The 18,972-nt window shown below is 71.2% G+C and carries 17 protein-coding genes; 14 read left to right on the top strand and 3 right to left on the bottom strand.

From position 1 onward, the window contains the following. Positions 1–38 precede the first annotated feature (38 nt). The 4 genes from ACFO6V_RS14075 (at position 39) to ACFO6V_RS14060 (ending at position 6,130) form a co-directional block, all read left to right on the top strand. The gene (locus ACFO6V_RS14075) at positions 39–3,458 is read left to right on the top strand and encodes a S8 family serine peptidase (protein ID WP_377136338.1); all 3,420 of its coding nucleotides are present in this window, start codon (positions 39–41) and stop codon (positions 3,456–3,458) included. Positions 3,459–3,542: 84 nt separating this feature from the next. Further along, a complete protein-coding gene (locus tag ACFO6V_RS14070; RefSeq protein WP_377136337.1) occupies positions 3,543–4,220 on the top strand; it encodes an alpha/beta fold hydrolase in 678 nt (225 codons plus the stop codon). A 287-nt stretch (positions 4,221–4,507) separates the two neighbouring features. Beyond that, positions 4,508–5,512, top strand: coding sequence for an isopenicillin N synthase family dioxygenase (locus tag ACFO6V_RS14065; RefSeq protein ID WP_377136336.1), 1,005 nt, complete (start codon positions 4,508–4,510; stop codon positions 5,510–5,512). 186 nt (positions 5,513–5,698) lie between these two features. Next, positions 5,699–6,130 (top strand): rhodanese-like domain-containing protein, encoded by a 432-nt coding sequence (locus ACFO6V_RS14060; RefSeq protein ID WP_377136335.1) that lies wholly within the window; start codon positions 5,699–5,701, stop codon positions 6,128–6,130. 13 nt (positions 6,131–6,143) lie between these two features. On the opposite strand, the gene ACFO6V_RS14055 is transcribed toward ACFO6V_RS14060, so the two are convergent. Further along, a complete protein-coding gene (locus tag ACFO6V_RS14055; RefSeq protein WP_377136334.1) occupies positions 6,144–6,833 on the bottom strand; it encodes a response regulator in 690 nt (229 codons plus the stop codon). Continuing rightward, positions 6,830–8,164 carry a sensor histidine kinase gene (locus ACFO6V_RS14050; RefSeq protein WP_377136333.1) on the bottom strand — a complete coding sequence of 445 codons (1,335 nt, stop codon included), beginning with the start codon at positions 8,162–8,164 and terminating at the stop codon, positions 6,830–6,832. The genes ACFO6V_RS14055 and ACFO6V_RS14050 overlap by 4 nt, the downstream gene beginning before the upstream one ends. Before the next feature lie 208 nt (positions 8,165–8,372). On the opposite strand from ACFO6V_RS14050, the gene ACFO6V_RS14045 reads away from it, so the two are divergent. Genes ACFO6V_RS14045 through ACFO6V_RS14030 form a run of 4 tightly spaced genes read left to right on the top strand, consistent with a single transcriptional unit; the run spans position 8,373 to position 12,260 of the window. After that, the gene (locus ACFO6V_RS14045; RefSeq protein WP_377136332.1) at positions 8,373–9,377 is read left to right on the top strand and encodes a Bug family tripartite tricarboxylate transporter substrate binding protein; all 1,005 of its coding nucleotides are present in this window, start codon (positions 8,373–8,375) and stop codon (positions 9,375–9,377) included. Beyond that, positions 9,374–9,979 carry a tripartite tricarboxylate transporter TctB family protein gene (locus tag ACFO6V_RS14040; protein WP_377136331.1) on the top strand — a complete coding sequence of 202 codons (606 nt, stop codon included), beginning with the start codon at positions 9,374–9,376 and terminating at the stop codon, positions 9,977–9,979. The genes ACFO6V_RS14045 and ACFO6V_RS14040 overlap by 4 nt, the downstream gene beginning before the upstream one ends. Beyond that, complete coding sequence (locus tag ACFO6V_RS14035) at positions 9,972–11,474, top strand: tripartite tricarboxylate transporter permease (RefSeq protein WP_377136330.1); 1,503 nt, start codon at positions 9,972–9,974, stop codon at positions 11,472–11,474. Before ACFO6V_RS14040 ends, ACFO6V_RS14035 begins: the two co-directional genes overlap by 8 nt. A gap of 9 nt (positions 11,475–11,483) precedes the next feature. Continuing rightward, the gene (locus ACFO6V_RS14030) at positions 11,484–12,260 is read left to right on the top strand and encodes an SDR family NAD(P)-dependent oxidoreductase (protein ID WP_377136329.1); all 777 of its coding nucleotides are present in this window, start codon (positions 11,484–11,486) and stop codon (positions 12,258–12,260) included. 55 nt (positions 12,261–12,315) lie between these two features. Here the strand turns inward: ACFO6V_RS14030 and ACFO6V_RS14025 are convergent, their stop codons facing one another. Next, the gene (locus tag ACFO6V_RS14025; RefSeq protein ID WP_377136328.1) at positions 12,316–13,398 is read right to left on the bottom strand and encodes a magnesium and cobalt transport protein CorA; all 1,083 of its coding nucleotides are present in this window, start codon (positions 13,396–13,398) and stop codon (positions 12,316–12,318) included. 65 nt (positions 13,399–13,463) lie between these two features. Between ACFO6V_RS14025 and pyrE the strand changes: the two genes are divergently transcribed. From pyrE to fbaA, 6 genes are all read left to right on the top strand, one after another. Further along, on the top strand, positions 13,464–14,039 hold the full coding sequence (gene pyrE, locus ACFO6V_RS14020) for an orotate phosphoribosyltransferase (protein ID WP_377136327.1): 576 nt from the start codon (positions 13,464–13,466) through the stop codon (positions 14,037–14,039). An 81-nt stretch (positions 14,040–14,120) separates the two neighbouring features. Further along, positions 14,121–14,849: a type III secretion system chaperone family protein gene (locus ACFO6V_RS14015; RefSeq protein WP_377136326.1), complete on the top strand. Its 729-nt coding sequence runs from the start codon at positions 14,121–14,123 to the stop codon at positions 14,847–14,849. 80 nt (positions 14,850–14,929) lie between these two features. Continuing rightward, positions 14,930–15,706 (top strand): HAD-IIA family hydrolase, encoded by a 777-nt coding sequence (locus ACFO6V_RS14010; RefSeq protein WP_357503765.1) that lies wholly within the window; start codon positions 14,930–14,932, stop codon positions 15,704–15,706. Beyond that, positions 15,706–16,344 carry a TrmH family RNA methyltransferase gene (locus ACFO6V_RS14005; protein ID WP_377136325.1) on the top strand — a complete coding sequence of 213 codons (639 nt, stop codon included), beginning with the start codon at positions 15,706–15,708 and terminating at the stop codon, positions 16,342–16,344. Before ACFO6V_RS14010 ends, ACFO6V_RS14005 begins: the two co-directional genes overlap by 1 nt. 101 nt (positions 16,345–16,445) lie before the next feature. Beyond that, positions 16,446–17,681, top strand: coding sequence for an MFS transporter (locus tag ACFO6V_RS14000; protein WP_377136324.1), 1,236 nt, complete (start codon positions 16,446–16,448; stop codon positions 17,679–17,681). A gap of 188 nt (positions 17,682–17,869) precedes the next feature. Further along, complete coding sequence (gene fbaA / locus ACFO6V_RS13995; RefSeq protein ID WP_377136323.1) at positions 17,870–18,889, top strand: class II fructose-bisphosphate aldolase; 1,020 nt, start codon at positions 17,870–17,872, stop codon at positions 18,887–18,889. The last annotated feature ends 83 nt before the right edge of the window (positions 18,890–18,972 follow it).

Genomic DNA, 18,972 nt, shown 5'->3' with positions numbered 1-18,972 from the left:
GCATTCATGCCGCCGGCTTCTCACGAAGGAGACAGCAGATGCGTGCCAGAACAGGCGCAGCAGCGGCGGCGTTCGCCGTGGCGGTTGCGATGGGGGCGGGGGTGCCGGCGTGGACGCTCGGTGCCGCCGCGGCGGGAGCGGACGGTGACGGCGTCGCCGTCGGACCAGAGGCCCTGACGACAGCGGACACCCCGACCACCGCGTCCGTCACCCTGATCACCGGCGACCGGGTGACGCTCACCCGGCATGCCGACGGCCGCAGCTCGGCGGCCGTCACACCAGGTGAGGGACGCGAGGGCATCGCCTTCCAGCGGATCACGGAGGGCGACCGGCTGTACGTGATCCCCGCCGACGTCGCGGGCCTCGTGCCCGACCGGATGGATCGCGCGCTGTTCAACGTCACGGGCCTGGTCGCGGCCGGGTACGACGACGCGCACCGGGACACCGTCCCGGTCATCGTGCAGGACGCCGCCGTGGCGCACGAAGCAGTCGCGGGGCGGGACGCGTCCCTCCGTGGCGACCGGCCCGCCGAGCGCACGGCACAGGACCGGCCGCAGCCCGACTGGGCGGCGCTCGGCCTGGAGCCCGAGCGGACGCTCGAGTCGGCAGGGGCGATCTCGGCGGACCTGGACCGCGCGGCGGCGGCGGACCTGCTCGCAGGACTGCGGCGCGACACGTCGGCAGCTCGCTCGGCCACACCCGAGGTCAAGGTGTGGCTGGACGCACCCGTCCAGGCACTCGACGAGGACTCGATGCCCCAGATCGGCGCCCCCGCGGCCTGGGAAGCGGGATACACCGGTGAGGGCGTGACGGTGGCGGTGCTCGACTCGGGCCTCGACCGCACCCACCCGGACCTGGACGACGTGGTGGTCGGGTCCAAGGACTTCACCGGCTCCGGGAACACCGACGACCTCTACGGTCACGGCACGCACGTCGCCTCCATCGCGCTGGGCTCCGGCGACGCGTCGGACGGCACGAACCGTGGCGTCGCGCCGGGGGCAGACCTGCTCGTCGGCAAGGTGCTCGACGAGTTCGGCGGCGGCGAGATGTCGTCGGTCGTCGACGGCATGGAGTGGGCGGCCGGCAAGGGCGCCGACGTCGTGAACCTGAGCCTCGGCGAGTTCGAGAACTACACGGACGGCACCGACCCGACCTCCGTGGCCCTCGACACGCTGAGTGCCCGGCACGGGACCCTCTTCGTCGTCGCGGCGGGCAACGACGGCGAGTACGGGACGGTAGCCACCCCAGGGGCCGCGAGCTCCGCCCTGACCGTCGGCGCCGTGGACGACGCCGACGACGTCGCCACCTTCTCCAGCCGCGGCCCGCGAGCGCTCGACCAGGCGATCAAGCCGGACGTCACCGCGCCGGGAGTCGAGATCGTCGCGGCCCGCGCCGTCGGCACGAAGCCGGAGTCGGGGACGGGCGAGTACGTCGCCTGGAGCGGCACCTCGATGGCCGCTCCGCACGTGGCGGGCGCGGCGGCAGTCCTCAAGCAGGCCCGCCCCGACCTGTCGGCGCAGCAGCTCAAGGCAGTGCTCATGGGCTCCGCCCAGCACACGAGCGGTGGCGTGTTCGACGAGGGTGCCGGGCGCATCTTCCTGCCCGCCGCGCTGGAGCTGCCGGTCATGGCGTCTCCCGCCTCGCTGTCGTTCGGCGCGCTGGAGTTTCCGCAGAAGGGCAAGGTGAAGCGGACGCTCACCTATGAGAACGACACCGACGCCGCGGTCACGCTCGACCTCGCGGTCACGGCGACCCGGCAGGACGGCAAGCCCCTGCCGGCCCGCGCCGTGCGGCTCAGCGCGACCACGCTGACCGTCCCCGCGCAGGGCACCGCGACCGTCGACGTCCGCGTGGACACGACGGTCGGCGCCGTCGAGCGCCGCTACTCGGGTGCCGTGACCGCCACCGGGCCGGACGGCCAGGAGATCCGTACCCCGCTCGGCTACTACAAGGAGCGCGACCTGGCCGACCTCAACATCGACGCGGTCGGGCGCGACGGCAAGCCGCACGCCGGTTCGTCCACCGTCCGCGTCGTGAACGTCGACGACCCCGCCCTGTTCAGCGAGCACCTGGAGATCGGTGCGGAGGGCGTCGACCTGCGGGTCCCGCCGGGCAGCTACTCGGTCACGGGCTTCCTGTGGACGGCGGACGAGGAGTTCGTGGTCTCCGAGGCGGTCGCCGTGCTGCACCCCGAGTTCGAGGTGGCCGACGACACGGCGCTGGTCCTCGACGCGCGGAAGGCACGGGAGCTGACGGCCACCACCGAGCGGCCCGCGGACCTCACGTGGCTCGCGCTGGACGACACCCGGACCGCGGCCGACGGCGAACCCTACGGTTTCGGGATGGTGGTCACCGCCGGAGCGAAGGTCTACGCGACGCCCACCACGGCTGCGGTCACCACCGGCAAGCACGACCTGCAGACGCACTTCGTCCTGACCGGACCGTCGAACGCGAGTCGCGCGCCGTCGTACACCTATGACCTCCTGTACGCACAGGAGGTGGTGGACACGTTCAAGTTCCGTGCGACGGAGCGGAACACCGCGGCGATCACCACCGGTTACGCGGCGCTCGGCGCGGACCACCGGAGCGCGAGCGCGCGGGTCGGCTTCGCGGCCGATCATCTCTGGGGCTCGGCGGTCTCCAGCCCCGTCACGACTCCTGGCCGGCGCACGGAGTACGTGAGTGCGAACGGCGTCGCATGGGGCCACGAGGTCTACGCGGGCGCGGAGGAGGCCGACCAGGGTTACTTCCAGGATGCGCCCCGGACGTATACGCCGCGGGAGAAAGCGCGGACGACCGTCGGTGGCGCGGTCCTGAGCACCCGGCTCGGCGAGGGATCGATCACCACCGCGGGGCGCACGCTCGACCTCGGCCTCGCCCCCTGGAGCGACGCGGGCAGGCACCCGTTCGAGTCGTTCGGCGGGGACACCACGCGGCTGCGCGTCTGGCAGGACGGCGCTGCCGTCGCCGACAACACGTACCCGTCGGCGGAGGCGCGCATTCCCGCCGGGGGCGCCGACTACCGCGTGGTGCTCGGCGCGGCGCAGGACGGGTCCTGGTGGGACAGGTCCACGCAGGTGCGCACGGAGTGGAACTTCCACACCGAGCCGGGCGGTTCCGCGGCCGAGCCCGTACACGTGCCGGCCCTCGACGTCGCCTATGCGGTCAAGGGCACGGACCTGAGGAACGAGGCACCGCGCCGGACCACCGTCACGGTGACCGTCGGCCACCAGGCAGGCAGCACCGGTAGCCCGGTCACCGGGGCGAGCCTGGCGTGGTCGGCCGACGACGGCAGCACCTGGCACAAGGCAACGCTGCGCCGGACGGGTGCCGGCGTCTACACCGCGGGCCTCGACGTGCCGGCCGGCACCGAGCACGTCTCGGTCCGCGTCAGCGCGAAGGACAAGGCGGGCGGCACCGTCCAGCAGACGGTGATCCGGGCGTACGGCGTCCGCTGACACCGGCCTAGATGTCAGACCCACAGGTCACTCCGGTGACCTGTGGGTCTGACAGGTACCTGTGCCGTGTAGCCTCTGCGCGACATGAGCGAGCAGACGACCAGCGGCGACGGTGACCTCCCGGGGCTCGACGACGCCGCGCGCCGAGTGATCGGGTCGGCCGGGAAAGCACCGATCCGCGTGATCTTCGTGCCCGGGCTCGGCGACCGGCTGCCACCCCTGGTGCACCTCCAGCGCGAGGCGCTGCGCACCTGGCGGGCGCTCGGCGTGCGCACCACCATGTTCCGCGTCCGCTGGTCCTCGGACGCCTCGTTCCAGGACCGGCTGGACCGGCTCGACGAGATGATCGAGCGCTACGAGCAGCGCGGCGAGCGGGTGGCGCTCATGGGTGCGTCCGCCGGCGCGGGTGCGGTTCTGGCGGCCTACGCCCGACGGCGTTCGGTGGTCGCCGTCATCATCATCGCCGGGAAGTTCCTCGAACCCGAGGACATCATCAAGCCGGTCCTCGTGCGCAACGCGCCCTTCGCGCAGTCGCTGTCGACAGTGCCGAAGCTCCTGGAGGAGCTGGGCCCGGACGACCGGGCGAAGATCCTCAGCCTCCGATCGGCCAGGGACGGCGTGGTCGACGACGAGGACACGCTGCTGGAGGGCGCCGTCAACGAGACGATGCGCGTCGTCGGCCACGTGATCGCCATCGGCTACGCGCTGATGTTCCGGGCGCGCCGGGTCGTCCGGTTCCTGCGCGAGGCCATGACGGACTGACGCGTCACGATCCGCTCCGTCCCTACGGGGCGAGTGCTAATGTGTCTCACATCGTGAGCATCTTTACCTGTTCCTGCTGTCGCCGCTGAGCGGTTGCCGACGAGGCGACCCCCTGGCGCGATCCCTCGCGCCGCCGACAGCAGTCCGCGCTCACACCGCATCCACCCGCACGCGCCGACTCCAGCGTTCGCCCCTTCCGGGCGGCCAGGAGGCCGGGGCGGAGCCATCGACGGATGCCTGGACCGCCGCTGTCGGCGCACCCACGCACCCTTCGAAAGGACCCACCCATGCCCGGCATCCCCGTACTGGACCTCTCGCTGCTCGACGGCGGCCCCGACGACCAGGCGCGCTTCCGCGACGAGCTGCGGCGCGCCACCCACGAGGTCGGTTTCTTCTCCCTGGTCGGGCACGGCGTCCCGCGCGAGCTGATCGACCGCGCCTACGCCACGGCCGAGGAGTTCTTCGCGCTGCCCGAGGAGCAGAAGCGCGCGATCGAGAACGTCAACAGCCCGCACTTTCGCGGCTGGACCCGCATGGGCGGCGAACGCACCCTCGGCCGCGTCGACCAGCGCGAGCAGATCGACATCGGCGCCGAGCGCCCCGCGGTTCCGGCCGAACCCGGGAAGCCGGACTACTGGGTCCTGGAGGGCCCGAACCTGTGGCCCGAGTCCCTGCCCGCGCTGCGCGAGGTCGCCGAGGAGTGGCTGAGCCGGCTCGACGGCGTCGCCACGCGCCTGCTGCGGGCGTGGGCGGAGGCGCTCGGGGCGCCGTCCGACACGTTCGACGCCGTGTTCGAACGCCCCTCGCCGGCCCTCAAGATCGCGCGCTATCCGGGGATCCAGGCGGACGCGCCCGCACAGGGCGTCGGCGCGCACAAGGACCTGGGCGTGCTCACGCTCCTCTCCGTCGAGGACGGCAAGGCCGGCCTGCAGGTGGAGAAGGACGGCGAGTGGCTCGACGTCGTCCCGCCCGCCGGCGCGTTCGTCGTGAACATCGGCGAGCTGCTCGAGATCGCCACCGACGGCTACCTGAAGGCGACCCTGCACCGGGTGGTCTCCCCGGCGCCCGGCACGGACCGCATCTCGATCCCGTACTTCCACGGGCCCGCGCTGGACGCGTCCATCCCGACGATCGACCTGCCACCCGCGCTCGCCGCCGACGCGCCCGGCGTGACCGCGGATCCGGCCAACCCGCTGCACGCGGTGTTCGGCGACAACTGGCTCAAGAGCCGGCTGCGCGCGCACCCGAACGTCGTGGAGGCGCAGCACCCGCACCTGCTGCAGAGCGCCTGACGGGCCTCAAGGAGACAGGTACCCCTGGGGCTGTGTTGCCGAGAGTGGACAACATCTACTCTCGGCAACACACCCCGGATACGTGGGCTCTTCCTGGGCTCGGAGTAGCGCGGCTTACGGACGCTTCAGAGAGTGTGGGGACGCGCCCCCTTGTCGCCGACGCCCTGGGATCCGCACACTTCGGCTATGACGACCTCCCAGGACATTTCCGCCGCCGTCGCGCACTTCGCCGGACGCCTCGCCTTCGAGACCGACGTCGCCGACGTCCACACCGCGCTCACCGGGCGGACCGCGGCGGACGCCCCGTTCACGCTGGTCGACGTCCGGTCCCAGGAGTCGTGGGACCAGGGCCACGTGCCCGGTGCGGTGCACCTGCCCGGCGGCAAGGTGCGCCTGCGGGCCGAGCAGACCATCGACCGGGACCGGCCCGTCGTGACCTACTGCTGGGGCCCCGGCTGCAATGCGGCGACCAAGGCGGCCCTCGAGTTCGCGAAGCTCGGCTACGAGGTCAAGGAGATGATCGGCGGCTTCGAGTACTGGGTCCGGGAGGGCTTCGTGTACGACACGGCGACCGGCCAGGTCCAGCCGACGCCGGACCCGCTGGCCGCCCCGCTCTGACGGCTCGCGGGGGTCACGCCGGGCGGTAGCGGTTCTCCGGGCGGCCCGTCGAGCCGTACCGGGGGCTGACCTGCGCGTGTCCCTCCGCGACCAGGTGCTCCAGGTAGCGGCGGGCGCTGACCCGCGACATGCCGACCGACTCGGCGACCTCCGCCGCCGACGCGTCCTCCGCGGTGCCGCACAGCCGGCCGAGAGCCTCCTGGACCAGGGTGCGGCTCCGTTCGGAGAGCCCCTTGGGTGGCAGGGTGGTCGCGGTCCGCGGCCCGGCCAGGAGCTGGTCCACCTCGTCCTGGTCGAGAGTGGTCTGCGCTCGGCGCACGTCCTCGCGCCGCTGCCACACCTCGTCGAGCCGCTCGCGCAGCGCGGCGGACGTGAACGGCTTGACCAGGTAGGCGACGACGCCCCCGGCCATCGCCTGCCGCACGCTGTCCAGCTCGCGTGCGGCGGTGGTGGCGACGACGTCGACGGGCGGGCCGGGCAGCAGCCGCAGCCGCCGGAGCACGTCGAGCCCGCCGATGTCCGGCAGGTGCAGGTCGAGCAGCACCAGGTCGGGGCGCAGGGCGGACGCGAGCTGCAGCGCGTCGGCACCGTTCCGGGCCTCGCCCACCACCACGAACCGCGGGTGGCTCTCCACGAACCCCCGGTGCACGACGGCGACCGCCGGGTCGTCCTCGACGACGAGCGTCCGTGCCTGCTCGGTCATGATGTCGTCTCCCTGGTTCCCGCGGCGGCCGGGGTGCGCTCGGCGTCCGACGCCGACGCGGGCAACGGCAGCTCGACGGTGATCCGTGCCCCGCCGAGGTCGCCGGTGTCGATGACCACCTCGCCGTCGCGCCGGTCCACCACGCGCCGGACCAGCGCCAGGCCGATGCCGCGGCTGTGCTCGCGGTCACCGAGCACCTTCGTGGAGAACCCGGCCTTGAACACCTGGTGGTGCAGGTTGGCGGGGATCCCCGGGCCGTCGTCGTCCACCCGGAGGTGCAGGAGCGCGCCGTCGGCGTGCAGCAGCACACGGACCCGGCCCTCCGGGCCGACGGCGTCGACCGCGTTGTCGATGAGGTTCCCGAGCACGACGAGCGCGTCCGTGTGCAGGGACGAGGCCTCCGGCGTGGTGGGCGGGTCGAGTGCGGACGCGTCGTCGATGTCGAGGATCACTCCCCGCTCCCGTGCCGTGATCGCCTTGACCAGGAGCAGCGCCGCGAGCTCGGGGGACCGCACGCCCGGCGCCACGGCGGACGAGGTGAGCAGCCCGCCGTAGCCCGACCGCTCGATGAAGGCGACCGCCTCCTCGGTGCGGCCCAGCTCCAGCAGCCCGGAGATCACGTGCACGGTGTTGGCGAACTCGTGCGACTGGGAGCGCAGCGCGTCGGTGAGGCCGCGGGTCTCCAGGAGGCCCGCGATGTCCTCCGGCTCGAGCAGGTAGATCCGGCGGCGGACGAGGCGGGTCACCCAGGCCGCGCACAGCACGCCGACCGCCGCGGCGACCGCGAGCGCCCCGAGCAGCCAGCCGCGATCGTCGGTCAGGTCGGCGCGCAGCTCGGACTCGAGGATGCCGACGCTGGCGGTGCCGATGACGGGGGCGGGGGCGGCGTCGTCGGCGGCGTGGCCGAAGACCGGCACCTTGACGCGCCAGGACGTGCCGAGCGTCCCGGTCTGGGTGCCGGTCCACACGTGCCCGGACAGCGGTACGGAGGGGTCGGTGGAGACGCGCCGCCCGATCTGCTCGGGGTCGGGGTGGGAGTAGCGGACGCCGTTCTCGTCGGTGACGACCACGTAGGTCACCTCGGACGCCTCGCGGATCACCTCGGCGATCGGCTGGATCGTGGCAGACGGGTCCTCGTCGTCGTACGCCTCGAGGATGGCGGGCAGGCGGGCGACCGACTGCGCCACCCCGGTCATCCGGTCGATGTAGGCATCGCGAAGCTGGCGCTCCTGCAGGGTGGACGCCACGAAACCGGTAGTGCAGACGAGCACGAGCACTATGACCACCTGCAGCATCAGCAGCTGTGCTCGGAGCGTCATCGCTCTTCTCACGGAGGCCAGTGTGCACCGGGTGGCGGCAGGTGCGGTAGCCGAGGGGTCGTGACCAAAACGACCACAACCTTCGTTGCGACCACAACCCGGACCTTTCCGGGGGTGCTCCCTACGCTCACGCCGAGGTGGAGCGAGTACCGGCGATGTGGCCGGACCGGTCCACGATCTCGCGACTTTCACTCAGCCGCATCCACTCAAAGGAGAAGACATGCGCGTCATGCGAACCGGGGCTGCCCCGGTCGGGATAGTCCTGGCCCTGACCCTCGCGGGCTGCTCGGCCCTGGAGGCAGGCGGCGGTAGCGGCGGCGACGCGGCCATCGACGACCTCAGCATCGTGGTCCCGGCGGGTCCGGGCGGCGGCTGGGACCAGACGGGCCGTGCCATGCAGACAGACATGCAGGAGGAAGGGCTGGTCGGCAACGCGACGGTGACCAACGTCGACGGTGCGGGCGGCACGGTCGGCCTGGCGAACATCGCCAACGCCACGGACCCGAACACCCTGCTCGTCATGGGCCTGGTCATGGTGGGGGCCGTCGAGACCAACGAGGCGCAGGCCCGGATCGAGCACACCACCCCGATCGCGCGCCTCACGGAGGAGCAGGAGGTCATCGTGGTCCCGGCGAACTCGCCGTACAAGAACGTCGAGGACCTCGTCGAGGACATCACGGAGAACGGCAAGGACGTGTCGATCACCGGCGGGTCCGCCGGCGGTACGGACCACATCCTCGCGGGGATGCTGCTCCAGGCCTCTGGCATGCCGTCGGAGCACATCCAGAACAAGCTGAACTACATCGCCTACTCGGGCGGCGGCGAGTCCCTGGCGGCGCTGCTCGGCAACAACGTGAGCGCGGGCATCTCGGGTGTCAGCGAGTACGCCGAGCAGGTGGCGGCCGGCGAGCTGCGTGCGCTCGCGGTGTCCGGCGAGGAGCGCGTCGACGCCCTGCCCGACACCCCGACCCTCACCGAGGCCGGGTACGACGTCGTCCTGACCAACTGGCGCGGCGTGGTCGCCCCGGGCAACCTCGAGGACGCCGACAAGGAGGCGCTGACCACTGCCGTCACCGAGCTCGCCGGGTCCGAGGCGTGGCAGGCCACCCTCGAGGAGAAGGGCTGGGACGACGCCTTCCTCGCGGGCGACGAGTTCGACACGTACCTCGAGGGCAACATCGCTGAGATCCAGGTGGTGCTCCAGGACATCGGTCTCATCCAGTGAGGCCCGACGACGCGGCGCCCCTGGCGCCCACAGCACCGGGTGAGCCGACGGCGGAGGCCGGCCCTCCGCCGTCGGACAGGCTCGAGCCGGGGGCCGCAGGGCCGCCGCGCCGTCGGTGGGGCGAGCTCGTCCTGGCCCTGGCCACGACCGCGCTCGGCGTGTACGTGCTGGTCGCCGCGGGGAGCATCACCGTGCCCAGCTCGACCAACACACTGGGGCCGCGGGCCTTCCCGTACCTGGTGGGCGGGCTGCTTGCCGTCATCGGCGTGGTGCTGGTCCTCCTGGTCCTGAGCGGCCGGGGCGGTGAGGAGGAGGGTGGCGAGGACGTCGATCCCACCGTCCGCACCGACTGGCTGACGGTGGTCCTGCTCGTGGTCGCCCTGGTGGTCCACGTGTTCCTGATCAACGTCATCGGCTGGCCGTTCGCCGCGATGGTCCTGTTCGCGGCTGCCGCGATGATCCTGGGCGCGCGCCCGTGGTGGCGCGCGGCCCTGACCGGGCTCGTGCTGGGCCTGATAGTCCAACTGATCTTCGGCGGGCTGCTGGGGCTGTCGCTCCCGCCTGGCCCGCTGCTCGAAGGGGTGCCGTTCCTCCATGGATAACTTCTCCGCACTGCTCGAGGGGTTCGCCACCGTCCTGCACCCGGTCTACCTGCTGTGGGCGCTGTTCGGCGTGTTCATCGGCACGGCGGTCGGCGTGCTGCCGGGCATCGGCCCGGCCATGGCCATCGCGCTGCTCCTCCCGCTGACCTACACCCTGGAGCCGACGGCGGCGATCATCGCGTTCGCCGGCATCTACTACGGGGGCATGTACGGCGGCTCGACGACGTCGATCCTGCTCAACACCCCCGGTGAGTCCGCCTCGATAGTCACGGCGATCGAGGGCAACAAGATGGCGCGCGCCGGGCGCGGCGCCGCAGCTCTGGCCACCGCTGCCATCGGCTCGTTCGTGGCGGGCACGATCGCCACGGTCGCGCTCACGTTCCTGGCGCCGGTGATCGCCGACGTGGCGGTCCAGCTGGGCGATCCCGACTACTTCGCCCTCATGGTGGTCGCGTTCATCACCGTGGGCGCCCTGATCGGGTCCTCGGTCCCGCGCGGCCTCGCGTCGCTCGCCCTCGGCCTGTTCCTCGGGCTGGTCGGCACGGACACCCTGACGGGCCAGCAGCGCTTCACGTTCGGCGTGCCCAACCTGGCCGACGGGATCGACGTCGTGGTGGTCGCCGTCGGCCTGTTCGCCGTCGGCGAGGCCCTGTACGTGGGCTCCCGGATGCGGCACGGACCGATCAAGGTCATCCCGATCGAGAAGGGCTGGCGCTCCTGGATGAAGCCGGACGACTGGCGTCGTTCCTGGAAGCCGTGGCTGCGCGGAGCGGCCATCGGCTTCCCGGTGGGCACCATCCCGGCAGGTGGGGCCGACGTCGCGACGTTCCTCTCCTACGCGACCGAGAAGCGGCTCGCCGGCAAGGAGCGCCGCAAGCAGTTCGGCAAGGGCGCCATCGAGGGTGTGGCCGGTCCGGAGGCCGCGAACAACGCCGCCTCGGCGGGTGTGCTGGTCCCGCTGCTCACCCTCGGCCTGCCCACGACGGCGACCGCGGCGATCATCGTCGTCGCGTTCCAGTCCTACGGCATCCAGCCGGGCCCGCAGCTCATGCTGAACGAGTCCGCGCTGGTGTGGGCGCTGATCGCGAGCCTGTACATCGGCAACCTCATGCTCGTGGTGCTGAATCTGCCGCTCGTGGGCATGTGGGTGAAGGTGCTGCGCATCCCGCGGCACTACCTCTACGCGGGCATCCTCATGTTCGGCGCGCTCGGTTCCTACGCGCTGAACTTCTCGCCGATCGACGTGCTGCTCCTGGTGCTCATCGGCGCGGCAGGGTTCTTCATGCGGCGCTACGGGTACCCCGTGGCACCACTGGTGGTCGGCATGATCCTCGGCCCGATGGCGGAGGACCGCCTGCGCCGCTCCCTCGCGATCAGCCAGGGCGACCTGAGCTACCTGGTCGCGAGCCCGTTCGCCGCCTCGGCGTACGTGGCGATCATCGTGCTGGTGGTCGTCGGCATCTGGCTGAAGCGCCGGGAACGGGCGCAAGCCTAGGCTGCGGACATGGGTACAGCACTGATCACCGGCGGGTCCGCCGGCCTGGGACTGGAGTTCGCACGGCAGCTCGCGGCGGCGGGACACGGCCTGGTGCTCGTGGCCCGCGACGAGGAGTGGCTGAACCAGGTCGCCGCGGAGCTCCGCGGCGCCCACGGTGTGGCGGTCGAGGTGCTCCGGGCGGACCTGTCGGTGCCCGACGACGTCGCGCGGGTCGCGCAGCGGCTCGCCGTCGTCGGGGGCAGGCCCGAGGACGGTGACCTGCCGCCCGTGGGGCTGCTCGTCAACAACGCGGGCTTCGCCACGAGCGCGAACTTCGCGGAGGGCCGCGTCAGCACAGAGCGCCGCGGGATCGACGTCATGGTGAAGGCGGTCGTGGAGCTGAGCCACGCCGCCGTCGGGCAGATGCTCGAACGGGACCGGGGCGCGATCCTCAACGTCGGCTCGGTGGCGGCCCTCACCGCCGGCGGTACCTACGCAGCGGCCAAGGCGTACGTGCGGACCTTCACCGAGTCGCTCGCGGTCGAGCTCAAGGGCACCGGCGTCACCGCGACCCTGCTGTCCCCGGGCTTCACGCACACCGAGTTCCACGAGCGGGCGGGCATCCCCAAGTCGGCGATCCCGGACTGGGCCTGGCTCGATGCCTCCGACGTCGTCCGGGTATCGCTGGAGGACGTGCGCCGCGGCGTCGTCCTGTCCACACCCTCGGTGCGGTACAAGGTGGCCGCCGCCGCACTGCGGATGGCGCCGCGCTGGGCCGTCCGCGCCGTCGGCAAGTACCGCTGACGGACGGCGCGGCGCGGCTGGGCGGGCGGTCCCGGCGCCTCCTGGCGCCGGGCCGTCAGAGCCAGCCGACCTTCTTGAAGATCCAGTAGAAGACCCCGCCCAGGCCGAGCATCCCGGCGAGCGCGAGCGGGTACCCGAGGACCCAGTGCAGCTCGGGCATGTAGTCGAAGTTCATGCCGTAGATGGTGCCGATCAGCGTCGGCGCGAAGAGGATCGCGGCCCAGGCCGAGATCTTCTTGGTCTGCTCGCTCTGCTGGAGGCTGATCTCCGACATGCGGCGCATCTCCTCGTTCTGCTCCTGGGTCACCAGGGTCGAGTGCACGTTCAGCGCGTTCGTCAGCAGCGCGCGGAACGTGCCCGACGTCTCCGCGTGCTTGACGGCGTGGTCCAGCACGTTGCGCAGGCTGCGCAGCAGCTCGACCCAGAGCGGGCCCTGCGGGAGGTCGGCGTCCAGGTGCTCCGTGCCGGGCTCCCCGCCGACGTACCGCTGCTTGGCGTCGTGCAGCTCCTGGAGCATGTCCACCAGCGGGCCGGTGGCGCGCTGCAGGCCGATCACCTCGCGGGTCGCCTCGTAGATGCGGAACGACACCTCCGGGTCGCGCGAGAACAGCTGGTCCTCGATCTGGTCGATGTCGCCGCGCAGCCGCGCGACAACGGGCCGATAGGTGTCCACGACCTCGTCCAGGAGCGCCGTGAGGATCGCGACCGGTCCCAGGCGCAGCAGGTCGGGCTCCTGCTCCAGCCGGCCCCGCATGGCGCCCAGGTCGGGCGTGACGGACCGGCGGATCGTGACGACGAAGTCCGGCCCCACCCAGGCGTGCACCTCGCCGAACTCGACCCGGTCGACGTGCCCGTCGCCGTCGTCGTCCACGCTGCGCGCGGGGTGCAGCACCACGAAGATCACGTCGTCGTAGTGCTCGATCTTCGGGCGCTGGTGCGCGTGGATGGCGTCCTCGACCGCGAGGTGGTGCAGGGAGAACTCCTCGGCCACCGCCCGGATCTCGTCGGGTTCGGGCCAGGCCAGGTCGACCCAGGCGGTCCCGCCGCGCTCGCGCGTGACCTCGCAGGTCTCCTCGATGCTCGCCGGGTTCGCCGTGCGCTTGCCGTCCACGTACACCGCGTTGTCCATGATGCTCACAGCAGAACCCTCCCAGAGGTCCCCGGCAACCCGGACCGGCGTCCGCCGCGACGTACCCTTGCACCGTGAACGCTGACTTCTCCCCGACCCCGCGCGAGCAGCTGGCAGAGCTCATCAAGGAGCTCGCCGTGGTGCACGGCAAGGTGACCCTGTCCTCCGGCAAGGAGGCCGACTACTACGTCGACCTGCGCCGGATCACGCTGCACCACCGGGCGGCCCCGCTCGTCGGGCACGTGCTCCTCGACCACCTCGAGGAGGTCGGGCTGGGCACCGCCGAGATCGACGCGGTGGGCGGCCTCACCCTCGGCGCCGACCCCATCGCGGACGCGCTGCTGCACGCCGCGGCCTCCCGCGGCCAGGACCTGGACGCGTTCGTGGTGCGCAAGGCGGCGAAGGCGCACGGCATGCAGCGCCAGATCGAGGGGCCGGACATCGCGGGCCGCAAGGTGGTCGTGGTCGAGGACACCACCACCACCGGCGGCTCGCCGATCGCCGCGATCGAGGCGGCGCGCGCGGCCGGCGCGGAGGTGCTGGGCGTGGCCACGATCGTCGACCGGGCCACCGGGGCCGGCGAGAAGATCGAGGCGCTGGGCGTGCCGTACCACTACCTCTACGGACTGCAGGACCTCGGCCTCTCCTGAGCTCCTCAATACCGTAATTCGGTCGTCTCGATATCACTTGCCGTGAAGACTTTTGCCTAGCCCTACTGTATCTTTAGGTTCATGGGGCCATTTGTCGCTTTAGTCCTGCTCGTCATCGGACTGGTGGTGTTCACCGTCGCTGCGGCGCGCGTGATGAAGCGCGGGCGCTCGCAGGACGTCGAGCAGTGGGCCGAGGCGAACGGGTGGGAGTACATCGGCAAGGACCCGATGCTCGCCCAGCGCTGGAGCGGCCGGCCGTTCGGCATGGGCCTGGACCGTGAGGCCCGCGACGTGATGCGAGGGCACGTCGACGGCCACGACATCGTCTCCTTCACGTACACGTGGCGCTCGGGCTCGCCCGACGCCGACACTCGCCGCGCGGGTCTGCGCCGGATGGCGCACGTCGTGGCGCTCGACGCGCTACCGGGCGAGCCGGTCGTGGACCTGTCGCCAGAGGGCATCCGCGAGAAGTGGCAGAAGCTCTTCGGTGCGCAGGACGTCCAGATCGACAACCCCGCGTTCGACGGCCAGTGGCTCGTGCGTACCTCGGACGAGTACTTCGCGCGCCGGGCCCTCGACGCACGCCTCGCGAACATCGTGATGTTGCCCGACTTCCACGGGTCCCGGCTCCGGATCGAGGGACCGTCGATCATGTTGTGGCGGCCCGGCCGCACCGACGTGACGACCCTGACCGAGCGGGCCAAGCGTGTCGCGGAGGTCGCGCGGATCGTGCTGCCCATGGAGAAGGGCGGACCGCGCTTCGAGTCCGGCGGCACGATCAACGGTTTCGGGATCCCGGGCCTGACCTGACGTGGCCTGACCTGACGTGACCTGACCCCGTCAACAACCACGGCACGGGCGTCTGCGACCCGACCGCTAGGCTGGCGGCCATGATCGAGCGGACCACCGAAGCCTGGCTGACGGACATGGACGGCGTGCTGGTGCACGAGGGCACCGCCCTCCCCGGCGGCCCCGAGTTCATCAAGGCGTTGCGGGACAAGGAGCTGCCGTTCCTCGTCCTGACGAACAACTCGATCTTCACGCCGCGCGACCTGCGTGCCCGGCTCGCGTACAGCGGCATCGACGTGCCGGAGGAGAACATCTGGACGTCGGCCCTGGCCACCGCCCAGTTCGTCGCCGACCAGATCCCGAACGGCAGCGCGTACGCGATCGGCGAGGCGGGCCTGACGACGGCGCTGCACCAGGCGGGCTACACGCTCACCGAGTCGGACCCGGACTACGTGGTGCTCGGCGAGACCCGCACCTACTCGTTCGAGGCCATCACCAAGGCGATCCGGCTGATCACCGGTGGTGCGCGGTTCATCTGCACCAACCCGGACGTGACCGGACCGTCGCAGGAGGGCCTGCTGCCCGCCGCCGGGTCGGTGGCCGCGATGATCACGGCGGCGACCGGCCGCCAGCCCTACTACGTGGGCAAGCCGAACCCGGTGCTGTTCCGGTCGGCGCTCAACCTGATCGGCGCGCACTCGGAGTCGACGACGATGATCGGGGACCGCATGGACACGGACATCCTGGGCGGCATGGAGGCCGGCCTGGAGACGTTCCTGGTGCTCACGGGGTCGACGTCGGCCGAAGAGGTCGAGACGTATCCGTTCCGCCCGAGCCACGTGGTGAACTCGATAGCGGACATCGTCGACCTGGTCTGATGGGCACGACGACGGGTATGACCAACCCCGAGCACGAGGTCGGCGTCGGCCCGTGGTCCGGACCGCTGCCCGACGACCCGCGCTACGACCCGGAGCTCCTGGCCGAAGGCGACCGCCGGAACGTCGCCGACCAGTACCGCTACTGGTCCGTGGAGGCGATAGTCGCCGACCTGGACACGCGCAGGCACCCGTTCCACGTGGCCATCGAGAACTGGGCGCACGACCTGAACATCGGCTCGGTGGTTCGCACCGCCAACGCGTTCAACGCGGCGGGCGTGCACATCGTGGGCAGACGCCGGTGGAACCGCCGCGGCGCGATGGTCACCGACCGGTACCTGCACGTGACGCACCACCCGGACGCCGAGGCGCTGGCCGAGTGGGTGCGGACGGTGACCCCCGGCGGGCTGCCGATCGTCGGCATCGACAACGTGCCGGGCTCCGTGCCGATCGAGGGGTACGCACTCCCGCGGGAGTGCGTCCTGCTGTTCGGCCAGGAGTCCACCGGCCTGACGGCGGAGGCCCAGGCCGCCTGCGACGTCGTCCTGCACATCACGCAGTACGGCTCTACCCGGTCGATCAACGCGGGAGCCGCTGCCGCCGTCGCGATGCACGCCTGGGCGACGCAGCACGCCTCGTAGGCCGTCGTACCAGGGCGCGTACGGGACGCCGTCGGCCCGGGAGGCATCGTTGCTTCCGGGTGCGGTCTCGGCCAGGATCGTCCGGTGGACCGGAGCGACGGATGAGCAGCGAGTCCCTGACCCGGGACCGGAACTTCGTGGTCTTCTGGGGCACCCAGACGCTCTCGGTGCTGGGCGACTCGTTCTCGGTGATCGCCTTCCCGCTGCTCATGCTGGAGGCCACCGGCTCGCTGGTGCAGATGGGCCTGCTGACGAGCGTCATGGCGGTCGGCTCGCTCTCGATGGGCCTCGTCGGCGGGGCCGTGGTCGACCGGTTCGACCGGCGCAGGCTCCTGATCGCCTGTGACGTGGCCCGCCTGCTGCTGTTCGCGGCGGTACCCGTCTGCTGGGCGTTGGAGCCGCAGGTGTGGCTGCTGTTCGTCGTCGCGGGTGTCGCCTCCGTGTTCGGGCAGCTGTTCCAGATCACCTACATCACGGCGGTGCCCACCATCGTCGGCCGCGAACGGGTGGCCGAGGCGAACAGCAAGCTCCAGGCCACCGCCTCGCTGGCCAGCATCGGCGGACCGGCGCTCGCCGGGCTGATCGCCTCGACGGTGGGCGTCACGGCGGCGATCGCCATCGACGCGGCAACCTTCGGCGTCTCGGCGCTCGGGCTGCTCGCCGTCCGGCTCTCGCGGGTGGCACCCGCCGCGTCGGTGGACCGCCCCGGTCTCGGACGTGACCTCCGGACGGGTTTCGTCACCGGCGCGCGGTTCCTGTGGCGGCACCCGGTGCTGCGCGTGCTGACCATCTCCCTGACGATCACCACCTTCGTCACCTACGGACTGACCGACGTGATCATCTACCAGGTGCGTCACGGCCTCGGGGAGAGCGAGGACGTCGTCGGCTACGTGATGGCCGCCGGAGGCGCTGGGACGTGCCTGGCAGCGGTCCTGTCCGCCCGTCTGCGCCGGACGTTCGGCTTCGGCGCCTGCTGGATCTCCGCCATGACCCTGTGCGGCCTGGCGGGCGTGGCGCTCGCGCTGAACCGCGACGCGGTGGTCATGGGGGCGGCGGTCTTCGTGTTCTGGTTCGGGCTCATGCTCGCGGCGGTCTGCTCGATGTCGCTGCGCCAGCTGGTCACGCCCGACGCCCTGCTCGGGCGGGTCACCGCGGCGTTCTGGACCATCCACTACAGCCTGGCGCCGCTCGGCGCGGCAGTGCTCACGGCGGCCGCGGACCGCTTCGGCGCGTCCGGGCCGCTGCTCGCGGTGGCCGTCATCTATCTGGCGGTGGTCGGCGCGGCGGTCTTCACCCCCATCCGTGAACGCAACCCGGAGGACCGCCCCGTCAGCTGAGGTCAGAGCGGGTTCCGAGGCCGCCCGAAGGCGGCGGACAGACGAAAACCACAGTGTTTCGGCCGTTCGACTGTCGAACGACCGCACACAGCTGCCTGTGGATCGTGGCAAGATCGAAGGTGCATACCCGGGCGGCCTTGGACACTCATTGCGACCGCCCATCTCACCAGTCATTTGGAGTTTCGCAGATGCCCATCGCAACCCCTGAGGTCTACGCCGAGATGATCGACCGGGCGAAGGCCGGCAAGTTCGCCTACCCCGCCGTCAACATCACCTCGTCGCAGACCATCACTGCCGCACTTCAGGGCTTTGCCGAGGCGGAGTCCGACGGCATCATCCAGGTTTCCGTGGGCGGCGGCGAGTACGCGTCGGGCTCGACGGTGAAGGACCGCGTCTCGGGCTCGCTCGCACTCGCTGCCTACGCGACCGAGGTCGCCAAGGGCTACGGCGTCAACATCGCCATCCACACGGACCACTGCACGGCCGACAAGCTCGACTCCTGGGTCAAGCCGCTGCTCGCGATCGAGGCGGAGCAGGTCAAGAACGGCGGCCTGCCGACGTTCCAGTCGCACATGTTCGACGGTTCCACCGTGCCGATCGAGGAGAACCTCGTCATCGCGGCTGAGCTGCTCGAGCTGTCGCAGGCGGCGCGCACGATCCTCGAGATCGAGATCGGCGTCGTCGGTGGCGAGGAGGACGGCCACATGGCCGAGATCAACGACAAGCTGTACACGACGGTCGAGGACGGCCTGGCCACGGTCAAGGCGCTCGGCTCGGGCGAGAAGGGCCGCTATCTGACGGCCCTCACCTTCGGCAACGTGCACGGTGTGTACAAGCCGGGTGCCGTCAAGCTCCGCCCGGAGATCCTGCTCGACATCCAGAAGGCCGTCGGCGCGGAGATCGGCAAGGAGAACCCGTTCGACCTCGTGTTCCACGGTGGTTCGGGTTCGACGGCGGAGGAGATCTCCGCGGCCGTCGACAACGGCGTCATCAAGATGAACATCGACACCGACACGCAGTACGCGTACACGCGCCCGGTCGTCGAGCACATGTTCAAGAACTACGACGGCGTCCTGAAGGTCGACGGCGAGGTCGGCAACAAGAAGGCCTACGACCCGCGTGCGTGGGGCAAGGCAGCGGAGGCCGGTATGGCCGCCCGCATCGTCGAGGCCTGCCAGCAGCTCCGTTCGGCCGGTCACAAGATGTGATCGGTTACCCGCTCGGGTAATCGGTAAAAGGTCAGGTGATCGGTAGTTCGAACTACCGATCACCTGACCTTTTACCGATTATC

It is taken from the genome of Promicromonospora alba (assembly GCF_042654905.1).
Classification (GTDB): domain Bacteria; phylum Actinomycetota; class Actinomycetes; order Actinomycetales; family Cellulomonadaceae; genus Promicromonospora; species Promicromonospora alba.
Note: the sequence above shows the minus strand (reverse complement) of the source record. Positions and strands in the feature narration are given on the sequence as shown.